This is a genomic window from Rhizobium sp. AQ_MP (assembly GCF_014237835.1).
Taxonomy (GTDB): domain Bacteria; phylum Pseudomonadota; class Alphaproteobacteria; order Rhizobiales; family Rhizobiaceae; genus Allorhizobium.
In genome coordinates, this window is record NZ_JACJVI010000009.1 from 170,530 (window position 1) to 188,945 (window position 18,416).

General features: G+C 62.9%; 19 protein-coding genes. 7 read left to right on the forward strand and 12 right to left on the reverse strand.

What is annotated here, in order from left to right:
• Nucleotides 1–55: 55 nt before the first annotated feature.
• Entirely contained in the window at nucleotides 56–1,072 is a 1,017-nt protein-coding gene (locus H6M51_RS14990; RefSeq protein WP_185810614.1) for a polysaccharide deacetylase family protein, read from the reverse strand.
• Nucleotides 1,073–1,200: 128 nt separating this feature from the next.
• Here H6M51_RS14990 and H6M51_RS14995 point away from each other — a divergent pair, with 128 nt between their 5' ends.
• The 3 genes from H6M51_RS14995 (at nucleotide 1,201) to der (ending at nucleotide 4,021) form a co-directional block, all read left to right on the forward strand.
• Nucleotides 1,201–1,779: an NnrU family protein gene (locus H6M51_RS14995; protein ID WP_185810615.1), complete on the forward strand. Its 579-nt coding sequence runs from the start codon at nucleotides 1,201–1,203 to the stop codon at nucleotides 1,777–1,779.
• 110 nt (nucleotides 1,780–1,889) lie between these two features.
• Entirely contained in the window at nucleotides 1,890–2,561 is a 672-nt protein-coding gene (locus H6M51_RS15000; RefSeq protein WP_185810616.1) for a tetratricopeptide repeat protein, read from the forward strand.
• Between the two features lie 38 nt (nucleotides 2,562–2,599).
• Entirely contained in the window at nucleotides 2,600–4,021 is a 1,422-nt protein-coding gene (der, locus tag H6M51_RS15005) for a ribosome biogenesis GTPase Der (protein ID WP_185810617.1), read from the forward strand.
• 11 nt (nucleotides 4,022–4,032) lie between these two features.
• On the opposite strand, the gene H6M51_RS15010 is transcribed toward der, so the two are convergent.
• Nucleotides 4,033–5,127 carry a glycosyltransferase family 1 protein gene (locus H6M51_RS15010; RefSeq protein WP_185810618.1) on the reverse strand — a complete coding sequence of 365 codons (1,095 nt, stop codon included), beginning with the start codon at nucleotides 5,125–5,127 and terminating at the stop codon, nucleotides 4,033–4,035.
• Nucleotides 5,128–5,308: 181 nt separating this feature from the next.
• On the opposite strand from H6M51_RS15010, the gene H6M51_RS15015 reads away from it, so the two are divergent.
• Both H6M51_RS15015 and aac(6') read left to right on the forward strand, forming a co-directional pair.
• Nucleotides 5,309–6,970, forward strand: a complete 1,662-nt coding sequence (locus tag H6M51_RS15015) for an alpha-glucosidase family protein (protein WP_185810619.1) — start codon at nucleotides 5,309–5,311, stop codon at nucleotides 6,968–6,970.
• Nucleotides 6,967–7,419, forward strand: a complete 453-nt coding sequence (aac(6'), locus tag H6M51_RS15020) for an aminoglycoside 6'-N-acetyltransferase (RefSeq protein WP_185810620.1) — start codon at nucleotides 6,967–6,969, stop codon at nucleotides 7,417–7,419. Before H6M51_RS15015 ends, aac(6') begins: the two co-directional genes overlap by 4 nt.
• Before the next feature lie 4 nt (nucleotides 7,420–7,423).
• Here aac(6') and H6M51_RS15025 read toward each other — a convergent pair whose 3' ends face one another.
• From H6M51_RS15025 to H6M51_RS15055, 7 genes are all read right to left on the reverse strand, one after another.
• A complete protein-coding gene (locus H6M51_RS15025) occupies nucleotides 7,424–8,206 on the reverse strand; it encodes an ion channel (protein ID WP_185810621.1) in 783 nt (260 codons plus the stop codon).
• A gap of 118 nt (nucleotides 8,207–8,324) precedes the next feature.
• Entirely contained in the window at nucleotides 8,325–10,019 is a 1,695-nt protein-coding gene (gene ade, locus H6M51_RS15030) for an adenine deaminase (protein ID WP_185810622.1), read from the reverse strand.
• Nucleotides 10,020–10,111: 92 nt separating this feature from the next.
• Complete coding sequence (locus tag H6M51_RS15035; protein ID WP_185810623.1) at nucleotides 10,112–10,528, reverse strand: carboxymuconolactone decarboxylase family protein; 417 nt, start codon at nucleotides 10,526–10,528, stop codon at nucleotides 10,112–10,114.
• 13 nt (nucleotides 10,529–10,541) lie between these two features.
• Complete coding sequence (locus H6M51_RS15040) at nucleotides 10,542–11,354, reverse strand: cyclase family protein (RefSeq protein ID WP_185810624.1); 813 nt, start codon at nucleotides 11,352–11,354, stop codon at nucleotides 10,542–10,544.
• Between the two features lie 121 nt (nucleotides 11,355–11,475).
• Nucleotides 11,476–11,940, reverse strand: coding sequence for a cyclopropane-fatty-acyl-phospholipid synthase family protein (locus H6M51_RS15045; RefSeq protein WP_185810625.1), 465 nt, complete (start codon nucleotides 11,938–11,940; stop codon nucleotides 11,476–11,478).
• A 3-nt stretch (nucleotides 11,941–11,943) separates the two neighbouring features.
• Entirely contained in the window at nucleotides 11,944–12,819 is an 876-nt protein-coding gene (locus H6M51_RS15050) for an aldose 1-epimerase family protein (protein WP_185810626.1), read from the reverse strand.
• A gap of 377 nt (nucleotides 12,820–13,196) precedes the next feature.
• The gene (locus H6M51_RS15055; protein WP_185810627.1) at nucleotides 13,197–13,598 is read right to left on the reverse strand and encodes a rhodanese-like domain-containing protein; all 402 of its coding nucleotides are present in this window, start codon (nucleotides 13,596–13,598) and stop codon (nucleotides 13,197–13,199) included.
• 125 nt (nucleotides 13,599–13,723) lie between these two features.
• Between H6M51_RS15055 and H6M51_RS15060 the strand changes: the two genes are divergently transcribed.
• Complete coding sequence (locus tag H6M51_RS15060; protein WP_185810628.1) at nucleotides 13,724–14,137, forward strand: thiol-disulfide oxidoreductase DCC family protein; 414 nt, start codon at nucleotides 13,724–13,726, stop codon at nucleotides 14,135–14,137.
• Nucleotides 14,138–14,187: 50 nt separating this feature from the next.
• On the forward strand, nucleotides 14,188–14,865 hold the full coding sequence (locus H6M51_RS15065; RefSeq protein ID WP_185810629.1) for an SDR family oxidoreductase: 678 nt from the start codon (nucleotides 14,188–14,190) through the stop codon (nucleotides 14,863–14,865).
• Nucleotides 14,866–15,066: 201 nt separating this feature from the next.
• Here H6M51_RS15065 and H6M51_RS15070 read toward each other — a convergent pair whose 3' ends face one another.
• The 3 genes from H6M51_RS15070 to H6M51_RS15080 all read right to left on the reverse strand — a co-directional run bounded on the left by H6M51_RS15070 (nucleotide 15,067) and on the right by H6M51_RS15080 (nucleotide 18,206).
• Nucleotides 15,067–16,173 carry a branched-chain amino acid ABC transporter substrate-binding protein gene (locus tag H6M51_RS15070; RefSeq protein WP_185810630.1) on the reverse strand — a complete coding sequence of 369 codons (1,107 nt, stop codon included), beginning with the start codon at nucleotides 16,171–16,173 and terminating at the stop codon, nucleotides 15,067–15,069.
• Between the two features lie 179 nt (nucleotides 16,174–16,352).
• Nucleotides 16,353–16,622 carry a hypothetical protein gene (locus H6M51_RS15075; protein ID WP_185810631.1) on the reverse strand — a complete coding sequence of 90 codons (270 nt, stop codon included), beginning with the start codon at nucleotides 16,620–16,622 and terminating at the stop codon, nucleotides 16,353–16,355.
• A gap of 255 nt (nucleotides 16,623–16,877) precedes the next feature.
• Nucleotides 16,878–18,206 (reverse strand): aspartate aminotransferase family protein, encoded by a 1,329-nt coding sequence (locus H6M51_RS15080; RefSeq protein WP_185810632.1) that lies wholly within the window; start codon nucleotides 18,204–18,206, stop codon nucleotides 16,878–16,880.
• Nucleotides 18,207–18,416 lie beyond the last annotated feature (210 nt).

Consider the following 18,416-nt stretch of genomic DNA (forward strand, 5'->3'; position numbering starts at 1 on the left):
ACGAGGTTTGCGCGCTTATCCAGTGTGCCAGACACGATGTAAATGCGTCATGCGATCACATGGCGCCAGGTGTGTCGCCTGTCTCTTTACGGTCTTTCAGCAGGTCGAGCGCTTCGGCATAGGTGACGCAGGCGACGTCCGGTCGGGGGCAGACTTCCGCCACCAACCGCTCCATCGCCGCCCAATAGGCACTGCCGTTCATGGTGACAAAGTGCAGTCCCATCTGCAGCGGCATGCGATCGCCATTGTACTGCTGCTCGAAGGCCTGCTTGAAGGCCTTGTAGCTGCGCTCGGCGAACTCGTCGCCCTTCGATGGATGGTCGATGCCGGCCGAATGGCGGATGAAGAGATTGTAGTCCATGGCGATGATCCGCCGGCCTTTCGGTCCTTCTTCGATCAGCGGCAGGCCGAAGCGCGTGAGGCCGCCTTTCTCGACCGGCAAAGCCGGATCATGGGTAACTGCACTCGCATCATAACGGAAGCCGTGTGCACGCTCGGCCTCAAACAGGCTCTCGGGCGCCGAGAGATACGGAGCGCGAAAACCGGTGATGCCGTTTTCGACGAAATCGGCCCAGCCCTCGGGTTCGCGGTCGGCCAGTCCGTTATCCTTCCACGCATTCGCCAGCACGCGGTCGAAGGTCTCGAATTCCTTCAGCCACTCGGCCTTGGTCCAGTCCTTGCCGTCGAAATGGCCGCAGGTATGGCTGGCGATTTCGTGACCTTCCGTCTTTGCCTTCCAGATGTTGTCCAGCCGGGTCGCGACCTCGTCCACGTTCAGGGCAAAGCCGATATTGGAGCGGCCTGCCTTGATCCCCGGTGCCTTGTAGTCCTGCGCGCGTGCACGCGGGATCAGCGTCGTGCAGGAGAGGAAATAGGTGAAGCGGGCGTTGGCACGTTTGCCAAGGTCGCGGCTGCGAACCCAGAGGCGGTTGTCATGCGCACCGTCGAATGAGACGAGCAGCAGCTGTTTTGGCCGCGCGGTCTCGGGACCCTTCGTCGCAGGTGCACCCTGATCCATGGCAAAGGCCGAGCTGGCAAGCGACAGGAAAAGGGCGGCGGGCAAACGGTACATCGACAATAACTCGGCGCTGAAAACGGGATGCCCTGCCTCCCATCCAAATGCGGCGAAGCTTTGAACGCCCTTTAAATTCCGTGAATTGACCAGTATGCCTAGGTCCTGTTCCTCGAAAGGGCCCAACCATGACACTTCTCGTTCTCGGCATCATCCTGTTCCTCGCCACCCATCTGATCCGCGTCGTCGCGCCGGGCTTTAGGCTGTCGATGATCGATCGCTTCGGTGACACGGGATGGCGGGTGATCAATTCGATCATGAGCCTTGTGTCGCTCGTCGTGCTGATCTGGGGCTATGCGACCGCGCCTATGATCAATGTCTGGTTCCCTCCCATGGGCATGAACCATCTGACGACGACACTGATGCTGTTTGCCATGATCTGTCTGGTGGCCGGTTTCCTGCCGGCCGGGCATATCGCGACGAAGACCAAGCATCCGATCGTTCTGGCGATCAAGATCTGGGCAGCCGCGCATCTGCTCGCCAATGGCGATCTGGCGTCGGTTCTCCTTTTCGTCGCACTTCTCGCCTGGGGCGTGGTGCTCAGGATCAACTACAAGCGGCGTGTTCAAGCCGGTGAACTCATTCTCAAGCCCTTCGTTTCGGCACGCTACGACGCCTTCGCTGTCGTCGGCGGTATCCTGCTTTGGGCCGTGATCACCATGTGGCTGCACAAACTGTTGATCGGTGTGGCACCGCTCGCCATGTGACGGCTTAAGCCTGTTGGCGGTTTTCCCCTTACAAGCGGGGAAAAATCGGCTAGAAGGCCGCTCACGCATGAGAGACTGCATCGAAAGGCCGGCAGCGTCCGGGGATACAAATGGTTGACCAGAACGACAGCTTTATCCGCGAAGTGAACGAGGAGCTCCGCTCCGACCAGGTGCGCAATGCCTGGAAGCGCTACAGCCGCTGGATTATCGGTGTTGCCGTGGTCATCGTTCTCGGCACGGCCGGCCATCGCGTCTGGACCCATTGGAATTCGACCCAGGCTTCCGATGCCGGCGACAAGTTCCTGGCGGCCCTCAACCTCGCCGACCAGGGCAAGCGCGACGAGGCAGAAGCCGCGCTCCAGGCGCTGGAGCAGGACGGCTACGGCGCCTATGGCATTCTCGCCCGCTTCCGCGCTGCCTCGGTTCTCGCGGAAAAGGGCGATCCGGCCGGTGCCGTCGCCTCGTTCAAGTCGATCGGCGATGACGCCTCGATCCCGGAGGCCGTGCGCAATACCGCCAAGGTTCGCGCGGCATGGCTGCTGGTCGACACCGGCACCTACCAGGATGTCTCGGCGCTTGTCGAAGCCATGGCGACGCCCGCCAATGCCATGCGTCATGCCGCCCGCGAAGCGCTTGGCCTCGCCGCCTACAAGGCCGGCGACATGCCGCGTGCCCGTGAGTGGTTCGAACAGATCAGCGAAGACGCGGAAACCCCGCGCAACGTCGCCAACCGTGCCCAGATGCTGCTCGACAACATCAAGGCCTCCGGCAAGGCGCCGTAACAACGACAAGGCCAGAAGGCCGGAAAGCTAGCGTTCCCATGAGTTTCACAGTCGCCATCGTCGGTCGCCCGAATGTCGGCAAGTCCACTCTTTTCAACCGTCTGGTTGGCAAGAAGCTGGCGCTTGTCGATGACACCCCGGGTGTCACCCGTGACCGCCGTCCGGGCGAGGCCAAGCTCGTGGACCTGCGCTTCACCATCATCGACACCGCCGGTCTCGAAGAGGCCGGACCAGAGACGCTCGAAGGCCGCATGCGGGCCCAGACCGAAATGGCGATCGACGAGGCGGATCTCTCGCTCTTCGTCGTCGACGCCAAGTTTGGCCTGACGCCGGTCGACCAGTCGCTGGCCGAAATGCTGCGCCGTCGCGGCAAGCCGGTCGTGCTGGTTGCCAACAAGTCGGAAGCCCGCGGCTCCGATGCCGGCTTCTACGATGCCTATACGCTCGGCCTTGGCGAACCGGTGCCGATCTCGGCCGAACACGGCCAGGGCATGATCGATCTGCGCGATGCCATCGTCGAAGCAATCGGCGAAGACCGCGCCTTCCCGGAACCCGATGACGAGGCGGAGACAGACGTGGTTCTGTCCCAGTCGGACGCGGAAGACGACGAGGAATTCGAGCCCGAATACGACGAGACCAAGCCGCTGCGCGTGGCGATCGTCGGCCGCCCGAATGCCGGCAAGTCTACCTTGATCAACCGTTTCCTCGGCGAAGACCGTCTTTTGACCGGGCCAGAAGCCGGCATCACCCGCGATTCAATCTCGGTCGAATGGGACTGGCGCGGCCGCACCATCAAGATGTTCGACACCGCCGGCATGCGCCGCAAGGCGCGCGTGCAGGAGAAGCTCGAAAAGCTTTCCGTTGCCGACACGCTGCGTGCCGTGCGCTTCGCCGAGACCGTGGTCATCGTCTTCGACGCGACGATCCCCTTCGAAAAGCAGGATCTGCAGATCGTCGACTTCGTGATCCGGGAAGGCCGCGCTGCCGTGCTCGCCTTCAACAAGTGGGATCTGGTCGAGGATCCGCAGGCGGTTCTCGCCGATCTGCGCGAAAAGACCGAGCGGCTTCTGCCGCAGGCGCGTGGCATCCGCGCCGTGCCAATCTCCGGCCAGACCGGCTATGGTCTCGACAAGCTGATGCAGAACATCGTCGATACCGACAAGGTCTGGAACAAGCGCATCTCGACGGCCAAGCTCAATCGCTGGCTCGATGCCGTCACGACCCAGCATCCCCCACCGGCCGTATCCGGCCGCCGCCTGAAGCTCAAATACATGACGCAGGTGAAGGCCCGTCCGCCGGCCTTCATGATCTCCTGCACGCGCCCCGACGCGCTGCCGGAAAGCTATGTGCGGTACCTGACCAATGGTCTGCGTGTGGATTTCGACATGCCCGGCGTGCCGATCCGCATTCATTTCAAGGCGGGTGAAAACCCGTTCGAGAACCGCAAGAAGAAGCGCTGACGGCTTCCCCGCTACTCGGTTGCCGGGGTCTTGTAATGGTCCGCATCCTGCGGGCGGATGCCGAAGCGTTGCCTCAAGCCGCGTTTGCGGCGTTGCTCTTTCGCCTCCACGACATTGTCGAAGAATTGCTGTGTCGCCGCTTCCCAGGAATAGGTTTCGGCGAGACGGCGCGCTGCCTGGGGTGAGGCCTGCAGGGCGGCGATGCAGGCGATCTGCAAATCGTGGTCCAGCGCTCCGGCATGGGAGCCTGCCGGTATGATGTCGACCGGACCGGTGACCGGATAGGCAGCGACCGGAATGCCTGACGCGAGCGCTTCGAGGATCGTATTGCCGAAGGTATCGGTCTTCGAGGGGAAGACGAAGACATCGGCTTGCGCATAGGCTTGCGCCAGATCGTCTCCATGCTTCATGCCGGTAAAATGCACGTGTGGATAGCGCGCCTGAAGTTCCGCCCGCGCCGGCCCGTCGCCGACCACCACCTTCGAACCCGGAAGGTCGAGATCGAGAAAGGCGGGCAGGTTCTTTTCCACGGCCACGCGCCCAACCGTCATGAAGATCGGACGGGGCAGGCCGAAGGGCTTTTCCGATTTTTCGCGCGGGCGAAAATGCGCCGTGTCGATGCCACGGCTCCAGAGACAGAGGTTGTTGAGGCCGTGAGCCGCAAGCTCCCGTCGCAGGCTTTCGGTTGCCACCATGCAGGCCCCGCCGCGATTGTGGAACCAGCGGACATAGGCGTAGAGGACGGACAGCGGCACCGGCAGACGGGCCGCGACATATTCCGGAAAGCGGGTGTGATATGTGGTGGAGAAGGGGCGGCCGTTCCTGATGCACCAACGCCGCGCCATCAAGCCGAGTGGGCCTTCGGTCGCGATATGCAGATAGTCCGGCTGCTGCTCCTCGATCATCCGGCCGATACGCTGCGGCGTCACGAGTGACAGGCGAATCTCCGGATAGGTCGGCATGGGAATGCTGTGAAAGGGCTCGGGCGTGATCATCGAGACGTCGACACCCATCTTGGCAAGCTCGCGATTGGTGGTCTCGATCGAGCGGACGACGCCGTTCACCTGCGGGTGCCAGGCATCGGTCACGATGGTCAGTTTCGGCATGGCGCGTCCGCCCTCATCCGAACGGCCGCCGGAGCGGCGATTCTCTCTCACAAGCTCTCGTCGCCTTATGGGAGGGGAACATTACAGCTTGATGTCAGTCTAGGGACGGGCCGTTTGACATCCGCTGCCGAACCGGATTGCCTGAGAGCCAACTGACGATTCCCGACCGAAGGATCCGCCGATGACCAAACCAACCGCCAAAACCACCCGTTCGAACTCGGCCGACTGGTGGCGGGGGGCGGTGATCTATCAGGTCTACCCGCGCTCCTTCCAGGACACTGACGGAGACGGGATCGGCGACATCAAGGGGATCATCGAGCGGCTGCCCTATATCGCTTCGCTCGGCGTTGACGCCATCTGGCTTTCGCCCTTCTTCACTTCGCCGCAGGCCGACATGGGCTACGACGTTTCCGATTACTGCAACGTCGACCCGATGTTCGGCACGCTCGCCGATTTCGATGCGATGATGAAGGAGGCGAAGCGACTTGGTCTCAAGGTGATTATAGACCAGGTGATCTCGCACACCTCCGATCAGCATCCCTGGTTCAAGGAGAGCCGGGCGAGCCGCGACAATCCCAAGGCGGACTGGTATGTCTGGGCGGCCGCCAAGCCGGACGGCACGGCGCCGACCAACTGGCTTTCGGTCTTTGGCGGCCCGGCCTGGGAATGGGACGGGGTGCGCAAGCAATACTACATGCACAACTTCCTCGCCTCGCAGCCGGATCTGAACTTTCACAATCGGGAGGTCCAGGACGCCGTTCTGGAGACCGTGAAGTTCTGGCTCGATCGCGGCGTGGACGGCTTCCGTCTCGATACGGTGAACTATTACTTCCACGACAAGGAGTTGCGCGATAATCCGCCCCACCAGCCCGACAGCGACGATGCCGGGCTCGACGCGCCCGACGTCAACCCATACGGCATGCAGAGCCATCTCTATGACAAGACCCAGCCTGAAAACATCGAGTTCCTGAAGCGCTTCCGGGCGCTGCTCGACCAGTATCCTGATCGTACGACGGTGGGCGAAGTGGGTGACGGGGCGCGCTCGCTGAAGACGGTTGCGGCCTATACCTCTGATGGCGACAAGCTGCATATGTGCTACACCTTCGACCTCCTGGGGCCGGATTTCACCCCGAGCCATATCCGCCATTGCGTCGAGAGCTTTCACAAGCAGGTCCGGGATGGCTGGGTCTGCTGGGCTTTCTCCAATCACGACGTCACCCGGCATGTCAGCCGCTTCGCGCAGACTGAAGAGGAGCGGGCCGTCGTCGCCAGGCTGGCGATCTCGGTTCTTGCCACGTTGCGCGGCTCGATCTGCCTCTATCAGGGTGAGGAGCTCGGTCTGCCCGAGGCAGAGCTTGCCTTCGAGGACCTGCGCGACCCCTATGGCATCCGCTTCTGGCCGGCCTTCAAGGGCCGCGACGGATGCCGCACACCCATGGTCTGGGAGAAGGGCAAGACGCAGGCGGGCTTTTCGACGGTGAAGCCCTGGCTGCCGGTGCCGGCCGAACATCAGGCGCTGTCGGTCGACGTGCAACAGAAGGATGACGCCTCGGTTCTTGCGCATTACCGGGCGACACTTGCCTTCCGCAAGCAGCACGCAGCGCTCGTCGACGGCGACATGGAGTTCCTCGCGACCAACGAGGATGTGCTGGCCTTCACCCGGTCCAGGGGGGAGGAGCGCTTGCTCTTCGTCTTCAACCTGAGGCGTGGCCCGCAGGATATTAGTCTGCCCGGGGGGCATGGCGTGAAAGAGCTGCTGCCCATGCCGGGTCTGACCGGCACGGTGGCCGATGGCGAGATCCGGCTCGGACCGCTGGATGGGATCTGCTTGAGGCTGTCATGACGGGATTTTTTGTTCGAGCGGGCAGCGGGGAGGATATCGATGCCTGGGCGGCGCTGCGCCACCAGCTCTGGCCGGAACTCGATGTCGAGGCACACCGCACCGAGATTCGGGAGGCTCTCACGGAGCCAAACAGGCTGGCCGCTTTCCTCTGTTTCGATGCGGCGGGCCGCGCCATCGGTCTCGCCGAGGCGAGCGTGCGCTCGGACTATGTTAATGGCTGCGAGACCTCGCCGGTCGGTTTCCTGGAAGGGATCATCGTCGATTCGGCCGTCCGGCGACAAGGCGCTGCCGCTCGTCTGGTTGCTGCCGTCGGCGACTGGGCGCGTGGGCAGGGCCTTTCCGAACTCGCTTCCGATGCCGAACTCGACAATACTGCCTCGCATGCTATGCATGCGGCACTCGGCTTTGAGGAGACCGAGCGGGTCGTCTATTTCCGGAGGCCGCTCTGATTTGTCACATTCCTTCGTCAGGAATGTTCAGGACATGGCCGCAGGCCTTGCAGTGCACGGCATCCGCATCGTGCCGCTGCAGCCCGCATTCGGGGCAGGGGAACGTGACCTTGTAGGGCCGCACGATCGCCTGTGCCAGCCGCACAAAGAGCGAGATGCCGATGATCATGGTGACGATGGAGGTCAGCTTGCCCGCCGTGCCGGGTAGCGTGATGTCGCCAAAACCTGTCGTGGTGACCGTGGCGACCGTGAAATAGAGCGCATCAATGAAGCCGGTGCCTGCATCTTCCCGGTAAAAGAAGAAGGTGTAGACGAAGCCCGTCACCAGGAAGAGGAAGACGAAGAGATTGATGAAGGCGGTGACCACATCCGTCTGTTCCTTCAGTCCCAGCCGATTGAGCATCAGCTTGAAGACCGGACGTTGCGCCACGGCCCAGATGCGCGCGACACGCAAGAAGGCGAAGTTGAACAGCCATTGCGGAAAGAGCAGGGTCCCGAGCACGAAGAGATCGACCCAGGTCATTGGTCGCATCAGAAAGCCGCGCGTCGTGCGCGAGGCCGCCCATTGTGCTAAGATCTCCACGGCAATCCAGGCAGCGATCGCATAATCCAGGATGAGATAGCTAGGACGGTCCCTGAGATAGGGTCCCGCCAGGAAAAAGGCGATGATTGCAAGGTCGATCACCATCAGCGCGAACTGGAAGCGGATCGCTGCCGTGTCGCGACCATAATAGAGGCGGGCGAGGCGCTGGCGGAGAGGTTTGGGGATCTCAGTCTCGGATGCCATGGGCCCTCTTCAGTAGTGGTAGCGGCATTGCAGGATCACCAGTGTCTGCTCTTCACCTGAGCCGACAACGGCGCACCTTATTGAGTGTTCCGGGTCGATCCCAAGACAGGTCCAATCCTCACCCAATCAGCCGGAACTGATCGACATCGACCATGCCCTTGTCGGAAATCTTCAGATGCGGAATGACCGGCAGCGGCAGGAAGGCGACTTGCAGGAAGGGTTCTTCCAGAGTCGTTCCAAGGGCATAAGCGGCTTTTCTCAAGTGATGCAGCGTGTCGCGCACGCTTTCATAAGGTTCGAGGCTCATCAGACCCGCAACAGGCAGCGGGATCTCGCCGGTCACCTTGCCGTCCTCGACCACCACGAAACCGCCCTTGATTTCGCCGAGCCGATTGGCTGCGAGCGCCATGTCTTCCTCGGAGACGCCGACGACGCAGATATTGTGGCTGTCATGGCCGACGGTCGAGGCGATCGCCCCCTTCTTCAGGCCGAAACCCTGGACGAAGCCGTTGGCATGGTTGCCGTTCTTGCCGTGCCGCTCGATGACGGCGACCTTGATCACGTCGTTTTCGAGATCGACTGCAGTCTGGTTGCCGGAGGTCGGCAGACGGTAGCGGCGGTGTTCGGTGATGATCTTGCCGGGCATCACGCCGATCACAGGCGTTTCGCCTTCCGCAACCGGCACGCCGAAATCGGCGGCCTTCACTTCCCGTGCCTTGACGCTGTCGAGGCCGACGGGGGCGACAGGGCTGCGGCTGGCGAAGAGTTCGTCCGTCACGCGGCGACCGGCACAGAAGACCATCTCGGCCTTGCAGTTTTCCAGGCTGTCGATCACGACGAGATCGGCGCGCCAGCCCGGCGCCACGAGGCCGCGGTCGCGCAAACCAAAGGCGCGGGCAGCGGAAATCGAGGCGGCGCGGTAGACGGCGATCGGTTCGACGCCATTCCTGATCGCTTCGCGGATCAGGTAGTCGAGATGGCCCTGTTCGGCGATATCGAGCGGGTTGCGGTCATCGGTGCAAAGCGCCAGGAAAGGCGAGAGCCGCTCGGTCAGGATCGGCATCAGCGCGTGCAGGTCTTTCGACACCGAGCCCTCGCGAACCAGAATATGCATGCCCTTGCGGATTTTCTCCAGGGCTTCGGCAGCACTGGTGCATTCATGGTCGGTGCGGATGCGGGCGGAGAGATAGCCGTTCAGATCGCGGCCCGACAAGAGCGGCGAATGGCCGTCGATATGGCCGTCCTGGAAGGCTTCGAGCTTCGCCATGCAGATCGGATCCTTGTGGATCACGCCGGGGAAATTCATGAATTCGGCAAGCCCGATGACCTTCGGATGGTGGCGAAACGGCAGGAGACGCTCGATGGGCAGATCGGCACCAGAGGTTTCCAGATGCGTCGCCGGCACGCAGGAGGAGAGCTGGACGCGGATGTCCATGATCGTTTGCTCGGCTGAATCGAGGAAGAACTGGATGCCCTCGGTGCCCAGCACATTGGCAATCTCATGCGGATCGCAGATCACGGTCGTCACGCCATAGGGCAGCACGCAGCGGTCGAATTCATGCGGGGTGACCAGCGAGCTTTCGATATGCAGGTGTGTGTCGATGAAGCCGGGCACGACGATCTTGCCGGAGATGTCGATCACCTCGCGGCCTTCATAGCTCTCGACGGTGCCGACAATGGTCTCGCCGCAGATGGCAATATCGGATGCGACCAGCTCGCCCGTGACCAGATCGAAGAAACGCCCGCCCTTCAACACGAGATCCGCCGGTTTGCGGCCGGTGCCCTGGTCGATGCGGCGTGCGAGGTCGGTCATGAGGGCTCTCCGATTCTGTTGTTCCAACTGCATTCTACCGGTTGGCAGAGGCGAAGGGAAACGGCCGGAAAGGCCCGATGTCACGCTATAATTCAGCCATCCTTCGCCGTCACCTCAGCCTCAAAGCGTTCGTCCACCGGCACGCCAAGCGCAACCGCCAGGGCATTGGTGCGGCTCGCCATGGCAATCACCTGTAGCAGTTCCGCATGCATCTCGGGTGTCAGGCCCTTGGCCTTGGCCGAGGCGGTATGGCTGTGAACGCAGTAGGCGCAGCCGTTGGTCGCGGAAACCGCGATGTAGATCAGCTCCTTCACCAGCGGATCAAGGGCGCCTGGCGCCATCACGGTCTGCAGCCGGTCCCAGACGGATTGGAGCTCGTCGGGATCATGGGCGAGCGCCCGCCAGAAGTTGTTGACGTAGTCGGTGCCGCGCTTTGCTCTGATATCGTTGAAGACGGCGAGCGCCTGTGCGCTCGCCTCCTCGTCGCTCAACAGGGGGAGAACCGCCATTGGATATGCCTTCTCAGACCAGAGCCAGAACGCGGGCCGGGCCGCCGGTGCCGCGCTTGTGCTTCGGCGCGCCGACGACGATCGTTGCGCCCTTGACCGGCAGTTCCTCCAGATTGTTGAGGCATTCGATGCCGTAGCGGCCGCCCGGCAGCCAGCTGGTATGAACGCCGAAATCTGCGGAATTGCCGGGATCGAGCGACAGCGTGTCGACGCCGATTGCCGCCACATCAAGCGTTGCGAGCAGGTCGGTTGCCGACTTGGCAAAGCCCGGGAAGGCGAATTTGCCTTCGCCGTCGTTGCGGAAGGCGGGATCGGTCACCTTCTTCGCCCAGCCGGAGCGCAGCGCCACGACCGCACCCTTGGGGATCTCGCCATTGGCGCTGATCCAGGCCTCGACATCGGCGGCCTCCACCGTCGCATTGGCGTCTTCCTTGGCGCGGTCGGTGATGTCGATGATGGCGAGCGGCGCGACCAGCTGTTCCGGCTCGATCTGGTCGACGCTTTTGCCGTCGGCGCTGAAGTGGAAGGGGGCATCGATATGGGTGCCCGTGTGTTCGAAGATCGTCAGCTTGTGTAGCTGATAGCCGTTGCCGGCAAATTCCACGGCCCATTCATATTCGATGCCCGGCTTGCCATCGAAGGTCGGGAAGGACCCGTCATAGGCATGGGTGAGGTCGACCACCTTGGTCGGGCTCTGCTGCGCCAGCACCGGTTTGGCGATCCCGCCCGTGGCGACGGCTGCGGTGGCCACGGCCATGCCCTTGAACAGCGAACGGCGCGACAGCATGCTCTGCTTTACATTTTCCATGACGCAGTGATTGCACATATTCGTCCCTCTCCAGGTGTTGTCCACCCGCTCAGACTACCGCAAGCCAAAGGCGCGGCAAGGGGCGGGCTTCGCCTGCAAGCCGGCGGGTGCAAAACTATTTTCTATAAATTCAGCAGGATCAGTATGGTTTCTCCGCGCGTGGATCCTGGCCCGGATTCAGAGAGAGCTCGCGCAAGGGATCGCCGCCATCGATGAAGAGGCGGCCTCCGGGCACAAGCGCGGCGCGGATGCCTGGAAACGCCAGTCGGCCAGCGTCTGGATGTCGCCCATCGAGGGCGCCGACCCGGATAGCAACGGCGAGATCAAAGAGGGCTTCACAGTCTGCAAGCGTAAAGTGCTCGGCGGCAGACTGCCGGAAGGCGAGGGCGGTGGGATAGGCGCTCTCGGCGATCTGTGCCACTGCGGCCGCAATCGCTGCTGCAGACCGGTCGATGCCGAGGACGAAGACGTCGCCCTTCAACCGCTCTGCAATCAGGCGGGCTAGCACGCCCGGCCCACAGCCGATTTCCAGCACGCGCATGCCGCGATGAAGCGGCAGGGCGTCGGCGATCTCGATCAGCCGGCTGGAAGCCTTCACCGCCATGGCTCACCCTTCATCGCGGATCTCGACGGTGAAGCCGAAGCGCATCTCATCTCCAGCCGCCAGCGCCACCGTATAGGGCCGCTCGACCAGTTCCGCCGTGCCGCCGGCATGGGCTGCCATGCCGTGCCAGGGTTCCACGCAGAGGAAGGGCGCGCCGGGCTTTTGCCAGAGCGCGATGTTGGGCAGGTTTCCGAAGGAAAAATGCAGCGACGGGCCGCCTTCGGCTGCAAATTTCAGGCCGGTTCCGGCCCCTTCCGGGAAGATCAGCGCATCGTTTGCAAAGAGATCGTGGCTCAGCGCCAGCCGCCCCGCCTTGAAGGGCGAGGTCGGCAGCGTCTTGCCGATCAGTCCGCCTTCGAGCTGGATAACGCCGGGTTCTGCGCCGTTGTCGAGGATCACCGCATGCGGCTTGCCCTCGGCCCCCGGCAAAGGCCAGAGGAAGGCCGGGTGGAAGCCGATGCCGAAGGGCAGCGGGCCTAAGCCGGTGTTTTCGACGGTGGCCGTTACTGTCAATGTGCGGAGTTGCAGGCTGTGCTCGAGTGTCAGGCGGAAGTCGAAGGGATAGACCTCGCGGGTCTCGGCGGACGAGACGAGTTCGTGGCGGCAGGCCGTCGCCGTCTGCTCGACGATGACAAATTCGCGGCGGCGGGCAATGCCATGCTGTGCCATCGGATAGGTCTTGCCATTGACCGCCAGCATGTCACCCGGCGCCTTGCCGACAATCGGAAAGAGGATCGGCGATCGCCCCGTCCACCAGGCGGCATCACCGTTCCACAGCCAGTTGCGGCCATCCGCCGTCTTCAGTGACTGCATCTCCGCCCCCAGCGTCGAGACCTCGACGGCAAGCTCTGCACTGGCAATGCGAATCGTCTCGGACATGGGGGCTCCTCTCGATCTTTCGGGCATCTTATGGCGATCACGCGGGGAGTGCGACGGGGAAAAATCCTCTCTGGGCGAGTGGTCGTCGCTGCAGCCTCCCCTCGTGCTCCGATACCCCCCTCTGTCGGCTACGCCGACATCTCCCCCTCAAGGGGGGAGATTGCCGTTGGGCCATCTGCCTTCTCGAAGCAGCCGCAGGTTGAACGTTCCAGCCTCGGGGTGGGCAACGCGATACCGCATTCCGATCTCCCCCCGTGAGGGGGAGATGTCCGGCAGGACAGAGGGGGGCACCGCACGGCAAAACGCCGGCAGCATCAGCCTCCACCTATCAAGGGGGCGCTACGGGTGCTTGGCAAAGTGCGAGCCACATTCGCCACTCACCCCTTCGCCTTCACCACCACGGCTTCCACCGGCAGGCCCGCATCGCGCCAGGCGGTGAAGCCGCCTTCGAGGTGGCAGATGTTTTCGAGCCCCATTTCGAGCGCCGTCTTCGCCGCCAGGGCCGAGCGCCAGCCGCTGGCGCAGTAGAAGAGGAAGAGCTTGTCTTCGGCGAAGACAGGCTTGTGATAGGGGCTCTCCGGATCGATCCAGAATTCCAGCATGCCGCGCGGGCAGGAGAAGCCTTGCGGGATCATGCCGTCGCGTTCGCGCTCGCGCGGGTCGCGCAGATCAACGAAGACGACGTTGTCGCGACCATGCAGACGGGCTGCCTCGGCCACATCGACGGCCTCGACCAAAGCCTCGGCTTCCGCCAGCAAGTCCTTGTAACCCTTCTTCATCCGATCCTCCGCGCAGCAGGCCCCTCTTGCACCATGCGATCATCCTAGCGCTGTCGCGCTTGCATGTCTGCACAGGACCTCCTGCCGCATGGACGCCATCGACGAGTTGGCCTAGCTTGTTGATCATGAGCACCACACCCGACGCCATTGGCCCGATTATCCTCTTTGATGCCGAATGCATCCTCTGCTCGGCCAATGCGCAGTTTGTCCTGAGCCATGACCGCAAGACGCGCTTCCGCCTGGCCTCGATGCAGGGGGAGGTGGGCTCCGCCCTCTATCGGCGCTTCGGGATCGACCCCACCAATCCCGACAGCATCATCGTCGTCGACGGCGAGCAGATGCTGCGTGACAGCGATGCGGTGCTTGCCATCTATGCCGGGCTTGGCTGGCCGTGGAAGGCGCTCTCCATCTTCCGCCTTATCCCACGCTTCATCCGCGATCCGCTCTACCTGCTGATCGCCCGCAATCGCTACCGGCTCTTCGGCAAACGCGACAGCTGCTGGCTGCCGTCGCCCGACTATCGTGATCGACTGCTCTGATCCGGTCCAATGTGGTGAAACATTCCGTCTCGCGCGCCGTTGAGGTTTCCATGAAACACGCAATCGTCACAGGTGGCGCCGGCCTTATCGGCGCAGAACTCTGCACCACGCTGCAGATGGCCGATTACGAGGTCGCTTCTTTCGACATTCGTGAAGCCCCGGCCGGCATCCGGTCGATCCTTTGCGACGTCTCCAATGAGGCCGCGGTCCTTGCAGCCTTTGCCGAACTCGGCTGGGAAAGCCTTGATCTTCTCGTCAACAATGCCGGTATTGCGAGCCCTGATCTCGGCCCGATCACGGAGCTTTCGCTTGGCGATTGGCGCGCAGTCACCGACAGCCATCTGACCTCGGCTTTCCTGATGACACGTGCCTCCGTGCCGCTGATGAGAGAGGGTGCCTCGATCGTCAACATGCTGTCGACCCGAGCCTTCATGTCGGAGAGGAACACGGAAGCCTACTCGGCATCCAAGGGTGGGCTGTTTGGGTTGACGCATGCGCTTGCAGTCAGTCTTGGGCCAAAGATCCGGGTAAACGGCATTGCGCCCGGTTGGATCAGCAGCGACAAGGATCTCAGGGGCGAGGACCACGCACAGCATCCCGCCGGACGGGTCGGACGCCCAGAGGATGTCTCTAGAGCCGTGCTTTATCTGGCCAGTGCCGGTTTCGTCACCGGGGAGGTGCTGACACTCGACGGCGGCATGACGCGCAAGATGATCTATGCGGAGTGATTGAAGGGCTTCCCTTATCCTGAGGTGCCTGCGTCAGCAGGCCTCGAAGGATCCAGGCCCCGGATCCAACACCCGCCCTCGTCCTTCGAGGGTCGCTTCGCTCCCACCTCAGGATGAGGGCTGACCCTCCCACTCTTTAATCCCGCAACGAAAAAGGCGACCCTTTCGGGCCGCCTTTCCAATGCCTGCTATGGCGCAGGCTTACTCAGCCGCGACCGTCTTGCCGGCTTCCCACTTGTAGACGGCGAAGCTCTGCGAGGTGAGGTCACCCGTCTCGCCGTAGGTCAGCTTGCCGATGGCGGTCGGGATTTCCGAGCCGTCCTTCAGCGCTGAAGCCACGGCTTCGGCATCGTCCACGCTGCCGGCCTTGGTGATGCCGGCGGCGATGACTTCGACGGCGGCATAGGCATTCAGCGTGAAGGCTTCGGCCGGGATGGACTTTGCGGCCAAAGCATCGACGGCGGCCTTGCTGTCTTCGTTCTTCAGCGCATCGGCGGCGTTGGTGAAGACCGTGCCTTCGGCAGCGTCGCCACCGATCGTCACATATTCGCTGTTCGACAGGCCGTCACCGGCGACCAGCTGGGCCTTCAGGCCGGCATCCTGCATCTGGCGCACCAGAAGGCCGGCTTCCGGGTGGTAGCCGCCGAAATAGATCACTTCGACGCCTTCCGACTTCAGACGCGTCACGAGCGCGCCAAAGTCCTTTTCGCCCGCCGTCAGCGAATCCTTGAAGACTTCGGTCACGCCACCGGCGTTGAGGGCTGCCTTGAAGGCGTCAGCCAGACCCTTGCCGTACTGGCCCTTGTCGTCGAGGATGGCGATCTTCTTGTCCTTGTAGGCGCCGAGCACGAACTTGGCGGCAACATCGGCCTGCTGGTCGTCGCGGCCGCAGGTGCGCAGCACGGTCGTCAGACCACGGGCGGTCAGGTCCGGTGCGGTGGCGGTCGGGGTAACCATCAGCACGCCGTTTTCGGCGAGAACGCTGGAGGCGGGGACGGCGACGCCCGACGTGACCGGGCCGACGACGAAGCGAACGCCTTCACCGATCAGCTGGTTTGCAGCCGAAACGCCCTGCTTCGGCTCGCCGGCATCGTCGGCGATCTTGAGGCTGACCTGTTCGCCGTTGATGCCGCCCTTCTTGTTGATTTCCTCGACGGCGGTTTCCGCACCATTCTTGATCTGCGCGCCGACGGCGGCGAGCGGCCCGGTGAGCGGGGCCATCAGGCCGAGCACGATTTCGGCACGGGCGGCGGGGGCGGTGGCGATGAGCGCTGCAAGGGCGGCGCTGGCGAGAAGTTGAAATTTCATGTCCTGCTCCTTGGGTCGGCGCGACCGATCTCTGTCGGTTTTCACGCCATTCGGGTTCTTTTGTTGCTCCCCATGATCGCTTTAGACAAAAACGAACGGCAGCAAAAGACCGGAGACTGTGATGTGCCATCACGCCACAGCTTTGTCCGGGGCAGGGGTAGTTGGAGCAGGTGCCGGTGTCAGACGGTCAGTACGCGCCCGCCGACGCCGTCTTCCGCCTCGAAGCCGGCCTTGGCGGCTGCGGCATCCTGCTCCTTGCGCAAGGCGAGTTCGGCCATGGCAATCTGCTGGAGCTCGAAGAGATCATTGCTGATCTGGGCGCGGCGGGCGGCAAGGCGGGCTTCGTCCGCACGGGCGGCAGATATGGCCTCCGGCTCCGGTGCGGTTCTGGCGGGTGAAGTTTCAGAAGACGCGTCCTTACCGAACATACGCTTGAAAAGGTCGACCACGGAAATCCTCCCGGGACCTGGGCCCGGTGAGCTTGTCCGCGACGTGATGTCGAGAACGAGGTTTCCGGGTTTGCTGTCGTCGTCGGCCGGTCTTTACGCGATCATCTGCGTCAGAGGTCGGACGGGCGATTCCCTCGACAATACGGGAGGAGGGGGCGGGCGACAAGCGCGGCACCTGCCCCGTGGTCAGCCTCGCGCAAGCCACGAAAAAGGCGGCCTTGCGGGCCGCCTTTCCGAAACAGTCCGAGGTTCGCCTCAGATGTTGTTCATCAGCACCTTGCGCAGCTTGTCGAAGAGTTCGTCGATCTGCTCGTGGGTGATGATCAGCGGCGGCGAGAGCGCGATGATGTCGCCCGTCGTGCGGATCAGCAGGCCGTCATTATAGGCGTTGAGGAAGGCATTGAAGGCGCGCTTCGTCGGTTCACCGTCGATCGGCTTCAGCTCGATCGCGCCGATCAGGCCGAGATTGCGGATGTCGATGACATTCGGGCAATCCCGCAGCGAGTGCAGCTTCTCTTCCCAGTAGGGCGCGATCTCGGCCGCACGGGTCAGAAGGTTCTCGTCGCGATAGGTATCGAGGGTGCCCAGCGCCGCGGCGGACGCGATCGGGTTGCCGGAATAGGTGTAGCCATGGAAGAACTCGATCATGTGCTCGGGTCCCTGCATGAAGGCATCGTGGATCTCGGCGGTGACGAAGACTGCGCCCATCGGGATCACGCCATTGGTCAGGCCCTTGGCGGTGACCATAATGTCCGGCTTCACGTCGAAATACTGCGCTGCAAACGGTGCGCCCAGGCGGCCGAAACCGGTGATGACTTCGTCGAAGATCAGAAGGATGCCATGCTTGGTGCAGATCTCGCGCAGGCGCTGCAGATAGCCCTTCGGCGGGATCAGGACACCCGTCGAACCGGAGACCGGCTCGACGATGACGGCGGCGATGGTCGAGGCGTCATGCAGGGTGACGATGCGCTCCAGCTCGTCTGCGAGATCGCCGCCATGCTCGGGCATACCCTTGGTAAAGGCATTCTTCGCCGGCTGGTGGGTGTGCGGCAGATGGTCGACGCCGGTCAGAAGCGTGCCGAACATCTTGCGGTTCGAGACGATGCCGCCGACCGAGATGCCGCCGAAGTTGACGCCGTGATAGCCGCGCTCGCGGCCTATCAGGCGGGTCCGGGAGCCTTGGCCCTTCACGCGCTGATAGGCAAGCGCCACCTTGAGCGCCGTCTCGACCGATTCCGAGCCGGAATTGGTGTAGAGCACATGCGCCATGTTGTCGGGGGCGAGGTCGATCAGGCGGTTTGCCAGTTCGAAGGCCTTCGGGTGGCCGAGCTGGAAGGCCGGTGCGTAGTCGAGTTCGCCGGCCTGCTCGCGGATCGCTTCGGTGATCTTCGGGCGGCAGTGGCCGGCGTTGACACACCAGAGGCCGGCCGTGCCGTCGAGCACCTGGCGGCCGTCATGGGTGGTGTAGTGCATGTCCTTGGCGCCGACGAAGAGGCGTGGCTCCTTCTTGTACTGGCGGTTCGCGGTGAACGGCATCCAGAAGGCGCGCAGGTCGTTGGGCGTGGAATTGAGGCGGTTAGACATCGTGTTCTCCATGGCCCTTTGGTCGCGGGCGGCCACTTTCCCTGATATCGGCTGCAAAGGCCGAAACCCGTTGATTGCGCCGTCACGTTAGCAGGGCGCGAAGCCCGGTCAAGCCACCCCCGGGGTGGCATCAACAAAGGTCATGGGTCGCTGAATTCGGTTGATGGGAAAGCCCTGCCGGCGATCGGGCAAAGACGACCCGACGGTCGA

Coding starts and splice junctions, on each gene's coding strand:
- H6M51_RS14990 (WP_185810614.1), bottom strand. CDS start 1,072: ATGTACCGTTTGCCCGCCGCCCTTTTCCTGTCGCTTGCCAGCTCGGCC.
- H6M51_RS14995 (WP_185810615.1), top strand. CDS start 1,201: ATGACACTTCTCGTTCTCGGCATCATCCTGTTCCTCGCCACCCATCTG.
- H6M51_RS15000 (WP_185810616.1), top strand. CDS start 1,890: ATGGTTGACCAGAACGACAGCTTTATCCGCGAAGTGAACGAGGAGCTC.
- der (WP_185810617.1), top strand. CDS start 2,600: ATGAGTTTCACAGTCGCCATCGTCGGTCGCCCGAATGTCGGCAAGTCC.
- H6M51_RS15010 (WP_185810618.1), bottom strand. CDS start 5,127: ATGCCGAAACTGACCATCGTGACCGATGCCTGGCACCCGCAGGTGAAC.
- H6M51_RS15015 (WP_185810619.1), top strand. CDS start 5,309: ATGACCAAACCAACCGCCAAAACCACCCGTTCGAACTCGGCCGACTGG.
- H6M51_RS15025 (WP_185810621.1), bottom strand. CDS start 8,206: ATGGCATCCGAGACTGAGATCCCCAAACCTCTCCGCCAGCGCCTCGCC.
- ade (WP_185810622.1), bottom strand. CDS start 10,019: ATGACCGACCTCGCACGCCGCATCGACCAGGGCACCGGCCGCAAACCG.
- H6M51_RS15035 (WP_185810623.1), bottom strand. CDS start 10,528: ATGGCGGTTCTCCCCCTGTTGAGCGACGAGGAGGCGAGCGCACAGGCG.
- H6M51_RS15040 (WP_185810624.1), bottom strand. CDS start 11,354: ATGTGCAATCACTGCGTCATGGAAAATGTAAAGCAGAGCATGCTGTCG.
- H6M51_RS15045 (WP_185810625.1), bottom strand. CDS start 11,940: ATGGCGGTGAAGGCTTCCAGCCGGCTGATCGAGATCGCCGACGCCCTG.
- H6M51_RS15050 (WP_185810626.1), bottom strand. CDS start 12,819: ATGTCCGAGACGATTCGCATTGCCAGTGCAGAGCTTGCCGTCGAGGTC.
- H6M51_RS15055 (WP_185810627.1), bottom strand. CDS start 13,598: ATGAAGAAGGGTTACAAGGACTTGCTGGCGGAAGCCGAGGCTTTGGTC.
- H6M51_RS15060 (WP_185810628.1), top strand. CDS start 13,724: ATGAGCACCACACCCGACGCCATTGGCCCGATTATCCTCTTTGATGCC.
- H6M51_RS15065 (WP_185810629.1), top strand. CDS start 14,188: ATGAAACACGCAATCGTCACAGGTGGCGCCGGCCTTATCGGCGCAGAA.
- H6M51_RS15070 (WP_185810630.1), bottom strand. CDS start 16,173: ATGAAATTTCAACTTCTCGCCAGCGCCGCCCTTGCAGCGCTCATCGCC.
- H6M51_RS15080 (WP_185810632.1), bottom strand. CDS start 18,206: ATGTCTAACCGCCTCAATTCCACGCCCAACGACCTGCGCGCCTTCTGG.